This is a genomic window from Paeniglutamicibacter sp. GQ140, from assembly GCF_059759235.1.
The window spans coordinates 554759-572045 of record NZ_JCAXDW010000001.1 but is presented as its reverse complement, the minus strand read 5'-3'; the positions used below and the strand labels follow the sequence as shown (position 1 = coordinate 572045).

Here is a 17287-nt window from a genome sequence, read left to right as displayed (position 1 = left end):
CCCGCGGATCGTTCAAACACCACGCGGGCGAGCGCTATCGATCAGATCGCCCGGTTTTACCGAGTACGGCGCGCGCATGGCGCAGCAGCGGCTCGTCCACCATCTGCCCCTCGAAGGTGAAGACGCCGGGGGCCTGCTCTGCCGCCGCGAGGATGCGCGTGGCCCGTTCGAGCTCCTCGGCGGACGGCGCGAAGGCCTGGCGGATGACGGGCATCTGGCTCGGGTGGATCGAGGCCTTGGCCCCGAAGCCCGAGGCCGCAGCGTCAACCGATTCGCCGAGCAACCCAGCAAGATCGGGAATGTCGATGTAGACCGAGTCGACGGCCACCTTGCCGTAGGCTCCGGCGGCCAGCAGCACCTGGGACCGGGCATGGCGTGCCACGTCCCGGTAGGTGCCCGAGGCCTTGCGGGAGGAGGAACCGCCCAGGGAGGCGACGAGGTCCTCGGCGCCCCACATCAGGGCCACGACGTTGGGCGCGGCGGCAATCTGCGGGGCGTTGATGATGCCCAAGGCCGTTTCGCACAGGGCCACCACGGCATAATCAGCGAGCTTGGCGAGGTCAGCGGCACCTTCGGTCTTGGCCAGCATGATGGTGCGGTACGCGGTCTGCCCGATGGCTGCCATGTCCTCGGCGAAGTCCGGAGTATTGACTGGGTTAACCCGCACGATGGTGCGTTGCGGGTCCAGCGGGTTTCCGACGAGCGCGCGGCGTGCCTCGGCACGCCGGTCAGCCGCGACGGCATCCTCCAGGTCCAGGATCACCGCGTCGGCGCGTTCCAGGGCCTTGGCATAGCGGTCGGGCCGGTCCGCGGGGCAGAACAGGATGGATGGGCCCATGGTGAAGGTGCTCATGACTGGACTGCCTCCGTGTCGTAGGTAAGGGTTGCGACAACCTGGTTGGCCTTCACGAGGTCTCCCACGCGCAGGCGGCCGATGCTGACCGTGCCGGATCCGGGGGAGAGCATCGGATGCTCCATCTTCATGGCCTCGATGGTCACCAGGATTTCCCCGGCTTCCACCCACTGCCCGTCGCTGACACCCACGGCGATGACGGTGCCGGGCATGGGGGAGCGGACGTCCGGGGAGGCCTCGCCGGGCACATGTGTCCGATTGGCAAGTTCCCGGCGCAGCAGTTCCTGCCGGTCAAGGATCCGCAGCGAGGTTACCCAGCCGTCGTGGCTGAGCCAGAGTGTCGAGTCGTCGCCGAACGCTGTGGCCAGGGGCTGCCGCACGCCGTTGACGGCAACGGATCCTCCCGGAAGCCGGGTGACCCCGTAGTCCCGACCCTCGAGGGTGAAGGTGCGGCCGGTGTCCGTGGGAATGGAGGACAGCGTGAAGATCCTGCCATCCACCTCGAGGGTGGTGGCCAGCGCGGCCGGTGTCCCGAGGCGCCAGGAGTCCCCGGCCCGCCAGGTGCCGCCGCGGGCCGGGTGGCGCCCCACCTCGAGCGCCGCGGCCAGGACCAGCTCGGTTGCCCCGACGGAGCGGAAGGCCATGTCCGGCATCTTTCGCTCGATCAGCGTGGTGTCCAGGGTGCCGGTGCGAACGTCGGGATCGGCCAGCAGCAGGCGCAGGTATTCGATGTTGGTCAGCACGCCCAGGATGACGGTGTCGGCCAGGGCCCTGTCCAGGCGGGCCAAGGCGGTGTCCCGGTTGCTGCCCCAGGCGATGACCTTGGCCAGCATCGGATCGTAGTGCGGCGAGACCTCCAGGCCCTCGTCCAGCGAGGAATCAACGCGCACGTGGGCGCCTGCCGGTTCGAGGACCCGCAGCAGCCTGCCGGTGGAGGGCATGAAATCGTGGGCGGGGTCCTCCGCATAGACGCGGGCCTCGATGGCGTGGCCGTGCAGGGAGACCTGGTCCTGGGTGAAGCCCAACGGTTCACCGGCGGCGATGCGCACCTGCGCCTCGACCAGGTCGATGCGCTCGCCGTCAATGCGGACCACCTCCTCGGTGACCGGGTGCTCGACCTGCAGCCGGGTGTTCATTTCCATGAAGAAGAACTCGCCGGGCGCCTCGTCGGAGACCAGGAACTCCACGGTGCCTGCGCCCACGTAGTTCACCGACCTGGCGGCTGCCACGGCGGCGGCACCGATCTCGGCGCGGATGCGCTCGCCGTCATCGAGGTTCTCCAGCAGCGGGGCGGGTGCCTCCTCGATGACCTTCTGGTGCCGGCGCTGCAGGGAGCACTCGCGCTCGCCCAGGTGCACGGTGTTGCCCTGGGTGTCGGCCAGGATCTGCACCTCGATGTGCCGGGGCGCGCGCACCAGTCGCTCGAGGAAGAGCGTGTCGTCGCCGAAGGAACCCAGCGCGGTGCGCCTGGCACTGGCCAGGGCCGCGGGCAGCTTCTGGGCCGAGTCGACGGCGACCATGCCCTTGCCCCCGCCGCCAGCCGAGGGCTTGATCAGCACCGGGAAGCCGATCGACTCGGCCGCGTCGATGAGTTCCTCGTCGCTGAGCTCGGGCTCGGCAATGCCGGGGGTGACCGGGACGTCGTGGGCCGAGACGTGGTTCTTGGACCGGATCTTGTCGCCCATCAGCAGCAGCGCGTCAACGCCCGGTCCGATGAACGCGATTCCCGCATCCTTGCACGCCCGGGCGAACTCAACGTTCTCGGAGAGGAAGCCGTAGCCGGGATGCACGGCCTGGGCGCCGGAGACCCTGCAGGCCGCAATGATGGACGCGATGTCGAGGTAGCTTTCGGCGGCCGGGGCGGCCCCGACGCGGAGCGCGATATCGGCCTCGCGCACGTGCCGGGCGCCTGCGTCCGCATCCGAGTAGACGGCAACGGACCTGATGCCCAGGCGCTTGAGCGTGCGGATCACGCGCACGGCGATTTCCCCGCGGTTGGCCACCAGCACGGTGTCAAAGAGTTCGGTGGTCATGGTGCATCACATCCTGAAAAGGCCGAAGGAAGTCTCCGGAAGCGGTTGGGTGGCGCAGACATCCAGGGCCATCCCCAGCACCCGGCGGGTGTCGAGCGGGTCGATGACCCCGTCGTCCCAGAGCCGGGCCGTGGAGTAGTAGGGGTTGCCCTGGGATTCGTACTGCTCCTTGATCGGGGCCTTGAAGCTCTCCTCGTCCTCGGGGCTCCACGTGGAACCGGCGGCCTCGAGGGCGTCCCGCTTGACGGTGGCCAGCACGGAGGATGCCTGGTTCCCGCCCATCACCGAGATCCGCGCGGCCGGCCACATCCACAGGAAGCGCGGGGAGTAGGCCCGGCCGCACATGGAGTAGTTGCCCGCGCCGAATGACCCGCCGATGATCACCGTCAGCTTGGGGACCCTGGCGGTCGCCACGGCGGTGACCATCTTCGCCCCGTGCTTGGCGATGCCGCCGGCCTCGTAGTCCCGGCCCACCATGAACCCGGAGAGGTTCTGCAGGAACACCAGCGGCACGCCGCGTTGGTCGCAGAGCTCGATGAAGTGGGCGCCCTTGAGCGCGGATTCCGAGAAGAGCACGCCGTTGTTGGCGATGATCCCCACCTTGTGGCCGTGGATGCGGGCAAAGCCGGTGACCAGCGTGGTGCCGTAGTTGGCCTTGAACTCGTGGAACGCGCTGCCGTCGGCAACCCGTGAGATGACCTCGCGGACGTCGTAGGAGGCGTTCACGTCGGTGGGCACTGCCCCGTAGATCTCGGCGGGATCCTCGCAGGGGTCGGCAACGTCGCCGATGAGGTCCCAGACGGGATCGGGGGTCGGCGGCAGGGTGTCGATGATGTCGCGAACGATGGACAGGGCGTGGGCATCGTTTTCGGCCAGGTGGTCGACCACCCCGGAGGTCGAGGCGTGCAGGTCTCCGCCGCCGAGTTCCTCCGCGGTGACGATTTCGCCGATGGCCGCCTTCACCAGGGGAGGGCCGCCCAGGAAGATGGTTCCCTGGTTGCGGACAATGACCGTCTCGTCGCTCATGGCCGGGACGTAGGCACCTCCCGCCGTGCAGGATCCGAGCACTGCGGCAATCTGCGGGATCTTGGCCGCCGAGAGATTGGCCTGGTTGTAGAAGATGCGCCCGAAGTGGTCGCGGTCGGGGAAGACCTCGTCCTGCATGGGCAGGAACGCGCCGCCCGAATCGACCAGGTACACGCAGGGCAACCCGTTTTCCAGCGCGATTTCCTGGGCACGCAGGTGCTTCTTCACGGTCATGGGGAAGTAGGTGCCACCCTTCACGGTGGCGTCGTTGCACACCACCATCACGTACCGGCCGTGGACCATGCCGATGCCGGTGATCAGCCCGGCGCCGGGGCAGTCGCCGCCGTACATGTCCTCGGCGGCCAGCGGGGCAATCTCCAGGAAGGGCGAACCCTCGTCCAGCAGTGCATCCACCCGGTCGCGGGGCAGCAGCTTGCCGCGGTCCACGTGCCGCTGGCGCGTCTTCTCGGATCCGCCGCGGGCGGCCGTGGCGAGGCGCTCGCGCAGTTCGCCGACCAGCCGCGTCTGTTCGGCGGCATTCTCCAAGAAGGCGGGGCTGGCGGTGTCGATCGTGCTGGGCAGGGCTTCCATTGATCCTCTTTCGAAGCGGAAAACGTTGGGGGTGCTGTGTCAGCGGGCTGTGGCCAGGGGTGCGCCCGGAGGTTCGCTGGCCAGATGCATCGGAGGGCGGATGAAATCGATCCCCGAGAGCATCGCCGAGTCGGCTGAAAGGATCTTGCAGGCCATGGCCACGAAGTTGCGCTGGACCTCGGCAAGAGTCAGCCGTCCGTCGGGCCGGTACCAGTGGGCCACGCCGGTTCCCATTTCCATCAGGGCCAGGCGCGCCATGGTGGCGTCGTCCGCGGAGAAGTCGCCGACGCGGATTCCGCGCTCGACGACCTGGGCGAAAAGCGATTCGTAGTCGTCGCGGAGCTTCTGCATCGCGCTTCGGTTCTCGGGCGACAGTGCGCGCATCTCGTATTCGGCCACCCGGGCCGTCAGCGGATTGGTAGCGGTGAAGCCGACGTGTGCGGAGACCAGCGCCGCCAATTGGACGGTTGGCTCTGCGCTAATGCGAAGGGCCGCCGAGCCTGAGGCAATCATGGCGTCGAGGCATCCGCGCATGACCTGCACCAGCAGTTCTTCCTTGCTGCCGGTGTAGTGGTAGATCGTGGCGGAGTTGATGCCCGCGGCCGCTCCCAGCTCGCGGATGCCGGTGGCGGCGAAGCCCTGCCGGGCAAAGAGCATGACGGCGGACTGCTGGACCTTGCCGATGTTCACTATGGACTCCGTTGTCGAACGTGCGCCTTGGCCAATCAATTGATTGGTTCCACGATTCAAGCAAACCCTGTGATGACGCTCACTGTCAATCACTTGATTGATTCTGCAGTGAGTGAATGAGTGAAGTTATGACGAGAGTTCGAGCAGCGTAGTCACGCGCCTCATTGTCGGACATCTCCGCGTAAACCTCTGGAGTTATATAATCCTTGTGTTGTATCGTTGGGTATGGAGTGGGTCATTGACACTGAACTCATCGCAGACTGGCTCATGGGACTGGATGATTCTTCCTATGGCCAAGTCGTTGCTGCCCTTGAACTGCTGGGCGAGAGAGGGCCACATTTGGGTAGGCCTTTGGTTGACTCCATCGTCGGATCGGAACATGGCAACATGAAAGAGTTGCGACCGGGCTCGAAAGGACGGACGGAGCTGAGACTGCTCTTTGCATTTGATACCCGGCGTCGGGCTATCTTTTTAGTGGCTGGCGACAAGTCCGGGGATTGGGCTGGTTGGTACAAGAAGAATCTCCCCATTGCTGATGAACGATTATCGCGGCACCTTGAGCACGAAGACGGACGGTGAGGAAAATGGCGAAGAACCTAGAGGAACTGTTAAGAAAACGCCCCGTGGATCGGGCCGTTGTGGAGGCCCACAAGCATCGAATGTTGGAAGAAATCCGTGCTTTTAAGCTTCGGGAAATGCGCGAAGCTGCCGATTTAACCCAAAGCGAAGTTGCGACTCTTTTGCAGGTTAGCCAGAATCGGGTTTCTCGTATCGAACACGGCGACATTGAGCGAACGCAAGTGGATACATTGCGCAAATACGTCGAAGCAATCGGTGGACGCTTGCGCATTGAAGTTGAATTGGGTGACGAACGCCTGGAGATTGCATAGGCGGAAGGTTGTTCCGAGTCGCTGGCGCAGGTGTGAACCTCGACCCACACCAAGTGAACCGTGCGACGTCGCACGCTTGGTCAGAGCAATTGCCCGCCGCGCTTGCGCGCCTGCAGCACCATGGTGGTCTGCAGATCCGTCATCGACTTGCTCCAGGAAGAATCCGACAGGAAGTCGTAGAGCTGTGCGGGGGTCGCGACGGTGATGTCAGCGACCAGCTGGCAATCGCCTGCCACCGCGGCGGCGTAGCGGACTTCCGGGCGCTTGGCCAGGGCGGTGCCGAGTGCCTCGACCTGGTGCGGAGCGGTGTGTATCCACAGCAGCGCCTCGGTGTTCAAGCCCAGCGCCTCCGGCTCGACCAGGGTGCGGATCGCCAGGTGGGAGTTGCGGATCAGCCAGTCGATGCGCCGGGACACCGTGGACTCGGAGAGCCTGACCTGTCTCGCGATCGCCTCCACGCTGGCGCGGCCGTCGCGCTGCAGGGCCTGGATGATCAACTCGTCGTTCTCGGTGAGCCTGGCCGTTGCTTCGCGGACGACTTGCTGTCGGGTGTCGTCTCTGGTCAGCTCCGTGTGCAGCGCGAGTTCCTCCGCGGCGGTGAGCACCCCGATGCGCCACCCCCGGATGGTGCGGAAGTACTTCAGGACCGGATAGGTCGAGCAGGTGATCAGCCCAGGGGTCGAGGGCACCTGCAAGGTGAGCAGCTCATTCAAGGCGTTCGCCTCGCAGATGACCTCGGCGACCACGTCTCCGACCCCCGTCACCATGTAGCTGAAGGTGGTGTCGGGACGCTGGGCCAGCGATTCGCAGGCGAGCCTGGCCGTTCCCGGGGTGCAGGCCAGGCGCATGATGACCGCCGACTCGCGCGTGCGTAGGGCCGCAACGGAGATGACCTTGGAGGCGAGAAGCTCCGCGCCCTGCCGCGCCACGGTGCGCTCATGTTCGTCGAGCACCTGGGCGATCTTGCGCCAGGTGGCGCGGCCGTCCACCTGGAGTGCACCGATGATGCGTTGCTGCAGTGAGCTGAGCTCGCCTTGGGCCATGGGGTCCCCTTCGAGTGGAAGTTGGCCGGCCGCGGGTCGGCCAATGACTGGCACTTGGCAACGCGCCCTGGCAACAGCGTATCCAATGCACTGCCCGCGGCGGACACCCGTGCGGGGCCTGGCAGCCGGCATTGGGCGCCGTCACCGGATTTCTTGTCCCTTCAATCCTGCGGCAATCCACTCCGGCGCCCGCTCGGCGTAGCGCGTGCGCTGCTCGAAGTCCCGGGCGTAGGCCAACAGAGCCACGTCCTTGTAGTGGTTGGCAGTCATCTGCAGGCCCACGGGCAAACCGTCGGCGGTGAACCCGGCGGGCATGGAAAGCGCCGGCAACGAGGTGCCGGAGATGAGACACGCTGAGCGCATCCAGTCGAGGTAGGTGGTGGCGGGCGTGCCGGCGATGGTTTGCGGGTAGCGCCACGTCGCATCGAAGGGCAGGACCTGGGCGGCGGGACTGAGAAAGAGGTCGAAGCGGGCGAAGAATGCCTGGACGGCGATTTCCAGGCGGGTGCGCGCGGCCGTGGTGGCAATCAGGTCCTCGGCGTCCAGCGCCCAGCCCTTCTCGACATTCCAGATCACCTCGGGCTTGATCAGTTCACGTTTGCTGCGCACCAGGTCGCCGAGGTCAGTGGCAAAGTCGTAGGCGCGGGTGTTGCCGAAGACGAGATCGGCATCGCGAAGGTCGATGCTGACCTCCTCCACGTGGGCGCCTGCCTGTTCGAACACGGCGATCTGCGCATCCAAAACGGCCAGGACCTCCGGCTCGACGGGGACGCCCAGTCCGAAGTCCCTGCTGTAGCCGATGCGGATTCCGCGCAGTGCATTCGGCGGGAGATTCGCGAAGTCACGGCCGGTCAGCGTGTTTGGAGTCAACACCTTGTCGCTGTCACCGGCAGTGGCCTCCATGAACAGGGCAATGTCGTCGACGGTGCGGGCCATCGGGCCACTGCGTGCCAGCCATGCCCACGAATTGGTGGCAGACGGCATGGGGATCACGCCGTAGGAAGGGCGGAAACCCACCACGTTGCAAAAGGATGCGGGAATCCGCAGCGAGCCGCCCATGTCGGAGCCCTCGCCCAGCGGCTGGATGCGGGCGGCGATGGCAGCGGCAACGCCCCCCGAGGATCCGCCGGCGCTCAGCGCAGTGTCGTAGGGATTGGTGGTCGTTCCAAAGACCTCGTTGAAGGTGTGCGAGCCGGCCCCGAACTCGGGAACGTTGGTCTTGCCCGTGCGGATCGCGCCGGCCGCGGCCAGCCGTGCGATTTGCAGGTCGTCGGTCTGCGGGACGTTGTCCTTCAGGGCCGGCGATCCCTGGGTGGTGAGCAGGCCCGCGGTGTTGAACGTGTCCTTGTGCGTCATCGGCAGGCCGTGGAGCAGCCCGGTGGGCTTGCCCTGCGCGGTTGCCTCATCGGCCTTCGCGGCGAGTTCGCGGGCCCGCTCGAAATCGGTGGTGACAACGGCGTTGATGGGGCCGTTGACTCTCTGGATCTGGTCGATGTGGCTCTCGAGTGCTTCCCTGGCCGACAGGTCGCGGCGCTTGATTGCTTCGGTCATCTCCCGGGCGCCCATGTCTTGAATCGCGTTCACGTCATCCACGTCCTCTTGGTTGCTCGGCCCTGCGCCGAGATTGCTGATGACCACAGTCTGTCCGCGCCTCACGCCGCGTGAATAGTGTGGACGGGAAATTGGTCCATGATGCAGGAAAACGACAAATCCTTGACCAAATCCTTCATTGGTTGCCAGGAACCCGTTGACAGCGCAATCTGGAACAAAAGAGACGTGGCTCACAGTTTAGCCCGGAGTGTGGCTGGCAGCGGCGGCGTCGACGAGACCAAAGGAGAAATGCGATGCCGCATATCCGACCCCTCATGGCAAACCCGACATCCACGGATATCTGGGCCGTGGCGAACACCCCGATCCTGTGGATTTGCGCGCTGGGCGTCTTCGCCGTGATCTTCGTGCAGACCTTCCTCTACATCAAGGCCGCCCGCCGCGCGGCGCCGCACATTGGCATGCCGACCCGCGAGCTGAAGGAGTCCTTCAGGGCCGGGGCAGTGGCCTCGATCGGCCCCTCGCTGGCAGTGGTGCTGGTGGCCATCGCCCTTTTGGCGCTGTTCGGGACGCCGGCGGTGCTGGTCCGCATCGGGCTCATCGGTTCCGCCTCGACGGAAACCGCCTCCGCATCCCTGGCGGCGATTTCCATGGGCACCGTGCTCGGCGGGCCCGAATACACGCAGCAGGTCTTCGCCGTCGCGTTCATGGCCATGTCCCTGTCGGGAGGCATGTGGATGCTCTCCACCCTGGTGCTGACGCCCGTGCTCAAGCGCGGCGGCAAGAAACTGGCGAAGGCCAACCCGGCGGTCATGGCGCTGATTCCGGCCGCCGCATTGCTCGGCGCCTTTTCGATGCTGGCCATCGCCGAGCTGCCCAAGTCCAATGTCCACGCAGTCACATTGATGATTTCCGCGGCAACCATGTGCCTGTGCCTCTTCCTGGCCAAGCTACTCAACGCCCGGTGGCTGAAGGAATGGGCGCTGGGCTTCGCCATCATGGTTGCCATCGCCGCCGCCTACCTGATGCACACGGCCTAGACCCCCATTTCCTGCGAGCAAGAAAGTAGAAAAACCATGACCACCCCCGTCGCCACACACGCCGATGCCTCCATGGCCCGTTTCGAATCCGAGACCACGCGCTACGGATCCCTGACCATGATCGCCGGCCTGGTGTTCTCGCTGCTCGGACCCATCTACCTGGTCTTCTTCTCGGGCCTGGAAATCACCGGACCCATGGTCTGGATCGCCTTCGTCGCGGTCGCCGCCACCTTCGGGGTCTTCTGGTTCGTCGAGCCGCTGACCTACTTCCCGATCCTGGGATCGGCCGCGATGTACCAGGCCTTCATGATCGGGAACATCTCCAACAAACTGCTCCCCGCCGCCATCGTTGCCCAGTCCAGCATCAACGCCAGGCCCGGAACCCGGCGCGGCGACCTGGCCGCCGTGATGGCCATCGGCGGCGCCGCCACCGTCCACCTGACCAGCCTGCTCGTCTTTGTCGGGCTGCTCGGGACGTGGCTGGTCTCGATGGTCCCCGCCAGCATGATCGAGGTCGCCCGCGTCTACATCCTGCCCGCGCTCATGGGTGCCGTACTCGTGCAGGCGATCGTGAGCATGAAGCGCCTGCGGCCCACCGTCATCGCCGTAGCCCTGGCCCTGCTGTTCCAATTTGTCATCGTGCCCGCAGCACCCAAGACGGCACTCTTCGCCACCGCGCTCGTCGTGGTGCTCTCGATCATCCTGTCCTGGGTGCTGCGCGACCGAAAAGAAGTCCATGTCGCCACCGAGGTCGACTGACCCAACCCTCCGCCGGCCTCCGCCACCTGCGGCACCGGACACCGAACGAAAGGAAACACGCACATCATGACCGCACCCACCCTGGACCTCGCAGGCATCGCCACCGACTGGATGCACGAGCAGTACCTGCACCTGCACCGGCATCCCGAACTCTCCATGCAGGAGCACGAAACCGCCGCCTACATCGAGGCACGCCTCGCCGAACTCGGCATCGAGAACTTCCGCTGCGGCGGCACGGGCGTGGTAGGAATCCTGCGCAACGGCCCGGGCAAGACCGTGGCCTTCCGCGCCGACACCGACGGGCTGCCGATCAAGGAGGACACCGGGGCCGACTACGCCTCGACGGCGACCTCGCATTTGCCCGACGGCACCGAGGTCCCGGTCATGCACGGCTGCGGCCACGACACCCACATCGCGGTGCTGCTGGCCGCGGCGCGATTCCTTGCGGAAAACAAGCCGGCGTGGCACGGGACCCTCGTGCTGGTGTTCCAGCCCGGGGAGGAAACCGGTGCCGGGGCCCGGGCCATGGTCCAGGACGGACTCTGGGAGCGGGCGCCGCGGCCCGACGTCGTGCTCGGACAGCACGTCTTTCCCTACGCGGCCGGATCCGTGCACATTTCCTCCGGCACCGCGATGGCCCTGGCCGACGCCCTGAAGGTGACCCTGCGCGGGAAGCAGTCCCACGGCTCACAGCCGCAGGACTCCATCGACCCGATCCTGCTCGGCGCCCACATCATTGCCAGATTGCAGGGGATCGTTTCCCGGGAGCTGGCACCGACAACGCCGGCGGTGGTGACGGCCGGGACGTTCCACGCGGGCCTGAAGGAAAACATCATTCCCGACCGGGCGGAGTTCACGCTCAATGTCAGGACGCTGACTCCCGAGGTTCGCGCCACGGTGCTGGAGGCGATCACCCGGATTATCAACGCGGAAGCCCAGGCCTCCAACGCGCCCGCACCCCAGATCGAGCACATCTACGACTTCCCTCGCTGCTACAACGATCCCGCACAGACGCAGTCGGTCATAGCGTCGTTGCGCGCCGAGCTGGGGGAGGAGCAAGTGGTCTTGGCCCCGCCGGTCATGGGCAGCGAGGACGTGGGCTGGCTCGGGGACTCCATCGACGTGCCCACCGTCTACTGGTTCTTCGGGGGATTCCCCGCCGGGCAGGAACATCCGCCGGTGAACCACTCGCCGTACTTCCTGCCCGCGATGGAGCCGACCCTTTCGGCCGGGGTCCGTGCGGCGGTGGCAGCGATCTCGGGCTACCTGGCCTAGAAACCAGGCGCGTGTGGAAGGCGACGAGTCCGCCTGAACCATGGTCCAAACAAGAGCGCTCCCACACCTTGAGGAGATGTGGGAGCGCCCGTGCTCGTGTTCGGCCGAATGGGGCCCGGGGGAGTTGGCTTTACAGCGCCCGCAGGATCACTGCGCTGCCCTGTCCGCCGCCGCCGCAGATGCCGGTGGCGCCCACGGATCCGGCGCCGAGCTCGGCCAATTGGCGGGCCAGCGTGCCGACGATCCGGGTGCCCGAGGCGCCGATGGGGTGGCCCAGGGAAATGGCTCCGCCCTTGGTGTTCACGATGTTCCCGTCGATCCCGAGCTTTGCCACCGACTGGACGCCAACGGCGGCAAATGCCTCGTTGATCTCCACGGCCTTCAGGTCGGCGGCGGAGATCCCGGTGCCTTCAAGCGCGGCCAGGATGGCGTTGGCCGGCTGTTCGTGCAGCAGCACGTCAGGTCCTGCGACCAGCGCGTGGGAAACGACCTCGGCAATCGGCGTGATTCCCAGGCGCTCGGCGGCGGCCTTGCTGACCAATACGATCGCCGCTGCTCCGTCGGTGATCTGTGAGGCACTGCCCGCGGTGATGGTGCCGTCCTTGCTGAAGGAAGGACGGAGCTTGGATAACGACTCGGCCGTGGTGTCCGCGCGGATTCCGTCGTCGGCGGAGATGACAACATCGCCGCGGCGCGAGGAAATGGTGAAGGGCGCGATCTCTGCGGCGTGGAAGTCGGCTGCCGCGGCGGCCCGCTGGTGCGAACGGGCGGAGAACTCGTCTTGTGCTTCACGGCTGATGCCATGCTTGCTGTTGCCGTCTTCGGTAGAGGCGCCCATGGAACGTTGTTCGAAGGCGTCGGTGAGTCCGTCGTGTTCCATGGTGTCAAGGACTTCGAGGGCACCGTACTTCGTGCCGGCGCGTGCGCGCTGCGCGTGGGGTGCCAGCGACATGGATTCCTGGCCGATGGCAACCACCACGTCGGCCTCGCCGGCGTCGATCATGCGCGCCCCGGCCACGACGGCCTCGGTGCCCGAGAGGCAGACGGCGTTCAGTGTCATGGCCGGCACGCTGTAGCCGATGCCGGCTCCCACGGCCGACTGGCGTGCGGGGTTCTGTCCGGCGCCGCCCTGCAGGACCTGGCCGGCGAAGACCCGCTGGACCTCGGAGGGGTCGATGCCGGCGCGTTCCAGGGCTGCTGCAGCGGCGTGGGAGCCAAGGGCCGTGCCCGGAATTGCGGCCAGTGCCCCGTTGAATCGGGCGAACGGGGTGCGGGCGTACCCGGCGATCAATGCGCTCATGCTGCTTCTTCTTCCTCAAGGTCAATGGTGAATGGTGCGCCGGTGGACTCGCGCAGGGACTCGACGGTGATGCCCGGCGCCACGGCGCGCAGCACCAGGGCGGAATCGAGAACGTCGAACACCGCGCGGTCGGTGATGATCCTGTCCACCACGCCGACCCCGGTCAGCGGCAGGTCGCAGGTCTCGACGATCTTCGGGGTGCCGTCCTTGGCCACGTGGTCGGTGATCACGATGACGCGCGGGGTGCCGGCGACCAGGTCCATGGCCCCGCCCATGCCCTTGACGAGCTTGCCGGGGATGGTCCAGTTGGCCAGGTCGCCGTTGGCGGCCACCTGCAGGGCGCCGAGGATCGCGGTTGCCACGTGGCCGCCGCGGATCATCCCGAAGGAGGTGGCCGAGTCGAAGTAGCTGCCGCCGGGCAACAGGGTGACGGTCTGCTTGCCGGCGTTGATCAAGTCGGCGTCCTCTTCGCCCTCGTAGGGGAAGGGGCCCATGCCCAGCAGTCCGTTCTCGGACTGCAGGGTGACGTTCACGCCCTCGGGCAGGTTGTTGGCCACCAGGGTCGGGATGCCGATGCCCAGGTTCACGTACTGGCCGTCGGTCAGTTCGCTTGCGGCAATCGCCGCCATTTCATCGCGTGTCCACATGCCGTTTATGCCTCCTGGCGGACGCGCACGGTCCGCTGTTCGATGTCCTTGACGCCGTCGGTGGCGACGACGTGCTGCACGAAGATGCCCGGGGTGTCCACGAGGGACGGATCCAGGTAGTCCTCGTGGATGAGCTCCGCCTCGGCGAAGGTCACACGCCCGGCCGCGGCGACCAACGGGTTGAAGTTCCGTGCGGTCATGCGGTAACGCAGGTTGCCTTCCGGGTCGGCCTCGAAGGCGCGGACCAGGGAAATGTCCGCGACGATGCCGCGTTCCAGGATCGCGGCGCGGCCGTCGAATTCCATGGTTTCCTTGCCCTCGGCGACCGGGGTGCCCACGCCGGTGGGGGTGTAGAAGGCGGGGATGCCCGCGCCGCCGGCCCGCAGGCGCTCGGCCAGCGTGCCCTGCGGGACGAACTCGACCTCGAGCTCGCCGTCCAGGAATTGCTGGGCGAAGAGCTTGTTCTCGCCCACGTAGGAGGCCAGGACCTTGGCGACCTGCTTGTTTTCCAGCAGCAGGCCCAGTCCCTTGCCGTCCACGCCCATGTTGTTCGAGACGATGGTCAGCCCGGTGGCGCCCGAGTCGCGCAGGGCGGTGATGAGCCGGCTCGGGATTCCGCTGAGGCCGAATCCGCCGACCGCGATGGTCATTCCATCGCGCACGGTTGCGGCCAACGCCGCAGCGGCGTCGCCGATGACTTTCGTTGCCATGGTTCTCCTTGTGTCGTCCACGATGTGGAGTGCTTCAATGTCCTGCTCTGACCGTACTGATCGGGCGTTATCCCGGTCAATGGATCGGGCCAATGTGACCTGGATTGCTCGATGGGTGGTTAGTTGGGTGAATCTCGACCATAATATGGACATGAATTCCTCGTTCCCCGGTGCCCAGGTGGTGGGCCGCATGGCGGCAGTGCTGCGTGCCGTGAGCACCGCGATGCCCCGGGGCATCTCCACGGCGGAGGTCGCCCGAGGCACCGGACTGGCGCGCCCGACCGCGCACCGGCTGCTCGCGGCGCTTACGGCCGAGGGGTTTTGCGACCACGACAACCGGGAGGGGTTGTGGCTGCTGGGCCCGGAGATGTACCTGATGGGGACCGTTGCGGCCGAGCGCTACGACATCACCGAGATCGCCCGCGACCACGTTGCCGCCCTGGCCGATGCGACGGGTGAAAGCGCGTTTCTCTCGGTGCGGCGGGGTGATGAGACCGTCTGCCTGTTGCGGGCCGACGGGGCATTCCCGATCCGCTCCTTCGTGCTCTACGAGGGCAAGCGCTTCCCGCTCGGCGTGGCCTCGGCGGGGCTGGCGATCCTGTCGTTCCTGCCCGAAAAGGCGATCGAGCGCTATCTGGAAGGCCGGGACCTGGTTGCGGAACATGGAAGCGACCACGCCCCCGAGCCGTTGCGCCGACGCATTGCCGAGACGCGGGAGCGCGGTTGGGCGGAGAACCCGGCGCTGATCGTGGAGGGAAGCTGGGGGATGGGTGCCGCGGTCTTCGACGCCGCGGGCCAGCCCGCCTGGGCGCTGAGCCTGACCGGAGTCGAATCGCGGTTCTCGCCCGAGCGGCGCCCCGAGATGGGCCGGCTGCTGATGCACCACGCGCACGAGTTGACCAAGAAATTGCGTGGAGAGCAGGCGCTGCCAACTCGCTGAGTATGGAAGTCTAAAGCTGTCCGGCGGAAGCGAGAAGCTGACGGGCAATCTGCCCGCCGGCGGCGCGCATGCGCATCTCGTCGGTGGCCACCACGACCTGGGCGAAGGCGTCCCGCGGAGCATCCTCGGTGACAGAACCGACCACGGCGTAGACGGGAATGCTCGCGCATCGGGCCATGATGACCGAAATGATCTTGCCCTGAAGGGTCTGGGAGTCCAGGCGACCCTCGCCCACGATCACCGCATCTGCCTTCGCGACTTCGTGTTCGAAGCCGATCGCGTCGAGCACGAAGTCCGCGCCGGAGCGCAGCTCGGCACCGAAGTTCGCCCAGAGCCCGCCGCTGAATCCACCGGCCGCTCCTGTCGCCGGAACGCCGCGGGGGTCCCGCGGCAGCGTGGTCGCCAACTCGTGCAACCGCGCGGTCAAGACCGGGACTTCCTGTGGGGTGGCGCCCTTTTGCGGGCCGAAGACCACCGCGGCGTCCTCGAAGGGCGTGGTGACATCGCTGAGCACCACAACCCCCGCCCCGCGCAGCCCGCCGTGTTCGGTGATCGCCGCGCACGCACCCGCCCCGCCGTCGGTGGTCGCCGACCCGCCCGCTGCCACCACAAGGCGCCGGGCACCGCGCCTCACCGCATCAATCATGAGCAGGCCGGTGCCGTAGGTGTCGGCGGTGAGCGCATTGCGTCCACCCGGAGCCGGCAGGGTGATTCCGCTGGCCGCGGCCAGGTTGATGTAGGCGGTGCCATCGACGCCCAGGGAATAGGCGGCACGAACGGGATCCCGCCACGGCCCCACGGAGTCGGCGTGGATCTGCTCGGCACCGAGCGCGGCACCGAGGATTTCCTCGGTGCCTTCCCCGCCATCTGCCACCGGCAGCTCCAAGACCTCCGCGCCCGCGGACCTGGCTCCGCCGGCGATCGCCGCGGCGACCTGGGCGGCGGTATAGGTGCCCTTGAAGCTGTCGGGGGCAATCAGGATTTTCATGGTGTCTTTCCTAGAATCCGACGTTTTCGCGACCCTTGAGCGCCAGCATTTCGCGGGCCTCGTCGGGGGTGGCAACCTCGAAGTTCAGAGCCTCGAGGATGGTGCGGATGCGGGTGACCTGTTCGGCGTTGGAGGCGGCCAGCTGGCCGGGGCCGATCCACAGCGAGTCCTCCAGGCCCACGCGGACGTGGGAGCCCATGGCCGCCCCGATGGTGGCCAGCGGCATTTGGCTCTTGCCCGCGCCCAGGATCGACCACTCGTACGAGTCCCCGAAGAGCCGGTCGGCGGTGCGGCGCATGTGCATCAGGTCTTCGGGGTGCGCCCCGATGCCGCCGAGCAGCCCGAAGACCGACTGGACGAAGAGCGGGCCCCGGGCCAGCCCGCGTGCCTGGAAGTGCGCGAGATTGTTCAGGTGAGAGATGTCGTAGCACTCGAATTCAAAGCGGGTGTCGTTCGCGTTGCCGATCTCCAGGATCTTCTGGATGTCGGCGAAGGTGTTTTTGAAGACCAGGTCCCGGGATTTTTCCAGGCCCTCGCGCTCCCACTCCTGTCCGAATTCCTTGAAGCGCTCCAGCATCGGGTAGAGGCCGAAGTTCATCGAGCCCATGTTCAGCGAGGCGAGCTCCGGGGCGAACTCGATCACCGGGCGCATGCGTTCCTCCACGCTCATGTGCGGGGAGCCGCCGGTGGTGATGTTGATGATCGCGTCGGTGTTGGCCTTGAGCTTGGCCAGGATGGGTTCGAAGTGGGCGGGATCCTGTGACGGGCGCCCGTCCTTCGGGTCCCGGGCGTGCATGTGCACGATCGAGGCCCCGGCCTCGGCGGCACCGATCGCGGCATCGGCGATCTCATCGGCCGTGACGGGCAGGTGCGGGGACATGGTGGGGGTGTGGATCGCGCCGGTGACGGCGGAGGTGATGATGACCTTGCGTGTACTTGCCATGATGATGGGTC

The 17287-nt window shown here is 66.6% G+C and carries 17 protein-coding genes; 6 read left to right on the top strand and 11 right to left on the bottom strand.

What is annotated here, in order from left to right:
* Positions 1 to 34: 34 nt before the first annotated feature.
* From AC6CHY_RS02610 to AC6CHY_RS02595, 4 genes are read right to left on the bottom strand one after another with little or no spacing between them, the layout of a single operon-like run.
* On the bottom strand, positions 35 to 853 hold the full coding sequence (locus tag AC6CHY_RS02610; RefSeq protein WP_498225329.1) for an HpcH/HpaI aldolase/citrate lyase family protein: 819 nt from the start codon (positions 851 to 853) through the stop codon (positions 35 to 37).
* On the bottom strand, positions 850 to 2886 hold the full coding sequence (locus AC6CHY_RS02605; protein WP_217387106.1) for an acetyl/propionyl/methylcrotonyl-CoA carboxylase subunit alpha: 2037 nt from the start codon (positions 2884 to 2886) through the stop codon (positions 850 to 852). Before AC6CHY_RS02605 ends, AC6CHY_RS02610 begins: the two co-directional genes overlap by 4 nt.
* A 6-nt stretch (positions 2887 to 2892) precedes the next feature.
* Complete coding sequence (locus AC6CHY_RS02600; RefSeq protein WP_498225328.1) at positions 2893 to 4503, bottom strand: carboxyl transferase domain-containing protein; 1611 nt, start codon at positions 4501 to 4503, stop codon at positions 2893 to 2895.
* 39 nt (positions 4504 to 4542) lie between these two features.
* Positions 4543 to 5193: a TetR/AcrR family transcriptional regulator gene (locus AC6CHY_RS02595; protein ID WP_217387108.1), complete on the bottom strand. Its 651-nt coding sequence runs from the start codon at positions 5191 to 5193 to the stop codon at positions 4543 to 4545.
* Positions 5194 to 5418: 225 nt separating this feature from the next.
* Between AC6CHY_RS02595 and AC6CHY_RS02590 the strand changes: the two genes are divergently transcribed.
* Both AC6CHY_RS02590 and AC6CHY_RS02585 read left to right on the top strand, forming a co-directional pair.
* Positions 5419 to 5772: a type II toxin-antitoxin system RelE/ParE family toxin gene (locus AC6CHY_RS02590; RefSeq protein ID WP_217387109.1), complete on the top strand. Its 354-nt coding sequence runs from the start codon at positions 5419 to 5421 to the stop codon at positions 5770 to 5772.
* A gap of 5 nt (positions 5773 to 5777) precedes the next feature.
* The gene (locus AC6CHY_RS02585; protein ID WP_217387110.1) at positions 5778 to 6083 is read left to right on the top strand and encodes an XRE family transcriptional regulator; all 306 of its coding nucleotides are present in this window, start codon (positions 5778 to 5780) and stop codon (positions 6081 to 6083) included.
* Between the two features lie 80 nt (positions 6084 to 6163).
* On the opposite strand, the gene AC6CHY_RS02580 is transcribed toward AC6CHY_RS02585, so the two are convergent.
* Both AC6CHY_RS02580 and AC6CHY_RS02575 read right to left on the bottom strand, forming a co-directional pair.
* On the bottom strand, positions 6164 to 7126 hold the full coding sequence (locus tag AC6CHY_RS02580; protein WP_217387111.1) for an Lrp/AsnC family transcriptional regulator: 963 nt from the start codon (positions 7124 to 7126) through the stop codon (positions 6164 to 6166).
* A gap of 141 nt (positions 7127 to 7267) precedes the next feature.
* Complete coding sequence (locus tag AC6CHY_RS02575; RefSeq protein ID WP_498225351.1) at positions 7268 to 8692, bottom strand: amidase; 1425 nt, start codon at positions 8690 to 8692, stop codon at positions 7268 to 7270.
* 299 nt (positions 8693 to 8991) lie between these two features.
* Here AC6CHY_RS02575 and AC6CHY_RS02570 point away from each other — a divergent pair, with 299 nt between their 5' ends.
* The 3 genes from AC6CHY_RS02570 (at position 8992) to AC6CHY_RS02560 (ending at position 11748) form a co-directional block, all read left to right on the top strand.
* The gene (locus AC6CHY_RS02570; RefSeq protein ID WP_254455716.1) at positions 8992 to 9714 is read left to right on the top strand and encodes a DUF5058 family protein; all 723 of its coding nucleotides are present in this window, start codon (positions 8992 to 8994) and stop codon (positions 9712 to 9714) included.
* Positions 9715 to 9750: 36 nt separating this feature from the next.
* On the top strand, positions 9751 to 10473 hold the full coding sequence (locus AC6CHY_RS02565) for a hypothetical protein (RefSeq protein WP_498225327.1): 723 nt from the start codon (positions 9751 to 9753) through the stop codon (positions 10471 to 10473).
* A gap of 66 nt (positions 10474 to 10539) precedes the next feature.
* Complete coding sequence (locus AC6CHY_RS02560) at positions 10540 to 11748, top strand: amidohydrolase (protein ID WP_498225326.1); 1209 nt, start codon at positions 10540 to 10542, stop codon at positions 11746 to 11748.
* A gap of 130 nt (positions 11749 to 11878) precedes the next feature.
* Here the strand turns inward: AC6CHY_RS02560 and AC6CHY_RS02555 are convergent, their stop codons facing one another.
* From AC6CHY_RS02555 to AC6CHY_RS02545, 3 genes are read right to left on the bottom strand one after another with little or no spacing between them, the layout of a single operon-like run.
* Entirely contained in the window at positions 11879 to 13048 is a 1170-nt protein-coding gene (locus AC6CHY_RS02555; protein WP_498225325.1) for an acetyl-CoA C-acyltransferase, read from the bottom strand.
* Positions 13045 to 13695 carry a CoA transferase subunit B gene (locus AC6CHY_RS02550; protein WP_217387116.1) on the bottom strand — a complete coding sequence of 217 codons (651 nt, stop codon included), beginning with the start codon at positions 13693 to 13695 and terminating at the stop codon, positions 13045 to 13047. Before AC6CHY_RS02550 ends, AC6CHY_RS02555 begins: the two co-directional genes overlap by 4 nt.
* Before the next feature lie 5 nt (positions 13696 to 13700).
* A complete protein-coding gene (locus AC6CHY_RS02545) occupies positions 13701 to 14405 on the bottom strand; it encodes a CoA transferase subunit A (protein ID WP_498225324.1) in 705 nt (234 codons plus the stop codon).
* 151 nt (positions 14406 to 14556) lie between these two features.
* Here AC6CHY_RS02545 and AC6CHY_RS02540 point away from each other — a divergent pair, with 151 nt between their 5' ends.
* Positions 14557 to 15345: an IclR family transcriptional regulator gene (locus AC6CHY_RS02540; protein ID WP_498225323.1), complete on the top strand. Its 789-nt coding sequence runs from the start codon at positions 14557 to 14559 to the stop codon at positions 15343 to 15345.
* Positions 15346 to 15355: 10 nt separating this feature from the next.
* Here the strand turns inward: AC6CHY_RS02540 and AC6CHY_RS02535 are convergent, their stop codons facing one another.
* Positions 15356 to 16333 (bottom strand): glycerate kinase, encoded by a 978-nt coding sequence (locus AC6CHY_RS02535; protein ID WP_498225322.1) that lies wholly within the window; start codon positions 16331 to 16333, stop codon positions 15356 to 15358.
* Positions 16334 to 16343: 10 nt separating this feature from the next.
* Positions 16344 to 17276: a 3,5-dioxohexanoate:acetyl-CoA acetone transferase gene (gene kce, locus AC6CHY_RS02530; protein ID WP_498225321.1), complete on the bottom strand. Its 933-nt coding sequence runs from the start codon at positions 17274 to 17276 to the stop codon at positions 16344 to 16346.
* Between the last annotated feature and the right edge of the window lie 11 nt (positions 17277 to 17287).

What these genes read in the sequence shown, in the direction of transcription:
- AC6CHY_RS02610 (WP_498225329.1), bottom strand. Translation starts at nt 853, where the DNA reads ATGAGCACCTTCACCATGGGCCCATCCATCCTGTTCTGCCCCGCGGAC.
- AC6CHY_RS02605 (WP_217387106.1), bottom strand. Translation starts at nt 2,886, where the DNA reads ATGACCACCGAACTCTTTGACACCGTGCTGGTGGCCAACCGCGGGGAA.
- AC6CHY_RS02600 (WP_498225328.1), bottom strand. Translation starts at nt 4,503, where the DNA reads ATGGAAGCCCTGCCCAGCACGATCGACACCGCCAGCCCCGCCTTCTTG.
- AC6CHY_RS02590 (WP_217387109.1), top strand. Translation starts at nt 5,419, where the DNA reads ATGGAGTGGGTCATTGACACTGAACTCATCGCAGACTGGCTCATGGGA.
- AC6CHY_RS02585 (WP_217387110.1), top strand. Translation starts at nt 5,778, where the DNA reads ATGGCGAAGAACCTAGAGGAACTGTTAAGAAAACGCCCCGTGGATCGG.
- AC6CHY_RS02580 (WP_217387111.1), bottom strand. Translation starts at nt 7,126, where the DNA reads ATGGCCCAAGGCGAGCTCAGCTCACTGCAGCAACGCATCATCGGTGCA.
- AC6CHY_RS02575 (WP_498225351.1), bottom strand. Translation starts at nt 8,692, where the DNA reads ATGGGCGCCCGGGAGATGACCGAAGCAATCAAGCGCCGCGACCTGTCG.
- AC6CHY_RS02570 (WP_254455716.1), top strand. Translation starts at nt 8,992, where the DNA reads ATGGCAAACCCGACATCCACGGATATCTGGGCCGTGGCGAACACCCCG.
- AC6CHY_RS02565 (WP_498225327.1), top strand. Translation starts at nt 9,751, where the DNA reads ATGACCACCCCCGTCGCCACACACGCCGATGCCTCCATGGCCCGTTTC.
- AC6CHY_RS02560 (WP_498225326.1), top strand. Translation starts at nt 10,540, where the DNA reads ATGACCGCACCCACCCTGGACCTCGCAGGCATCGCCACCGACTGGATG.
- AC6CHY_RS02555 (WP_498225325.1), bottom strand. Translation starts at nt 13,048, where the DNA reads ATGAGCGCATTGATCGCCGGGTACGCCCGCACCCCGTTCGCCCGATTC.
- AC6CHY_RS02550 (WP_217387116.1), bottom strand. Translation starts at nt 13,695, where the DNA reads ATGTGGACACGCGATGAAATGGCGGCGATTGCCGCAAGCGAACTGACC.
- AC6CHY_RS02545 (WP_498225324.1), bottom strand. Translation starts at nt 14,405, where the DNA reads ATGGCAACGAAAGTCATCGGCGACGCCGCTGCGGCGTTGGCCGCAACC.
- AC6CHY_RS02540 (WP_498225323.1), top strand. Translation starts at nt 14,557, where the DNA reads ATGAATTCCTCGTTCCCCGGTGCCCAGGTGGTGGGCCGCATGGCGGCA.
- AC6CHY_RS02535 (WP_498225322.1), bottom strand. Translation starts at nt 16,333, where the DNA reads ATGAAAATCCTGATTGCCCCCGACAGCTTCAAGGGCACCTATACCGCC.
- kce (WP_498225321.1), bottom strand. Translation starts at nt 17,276, where the DNA reads ATGGCAAGTACACGCAAGGTCATCATCACCTCCGCCGTCACCGGCGCG.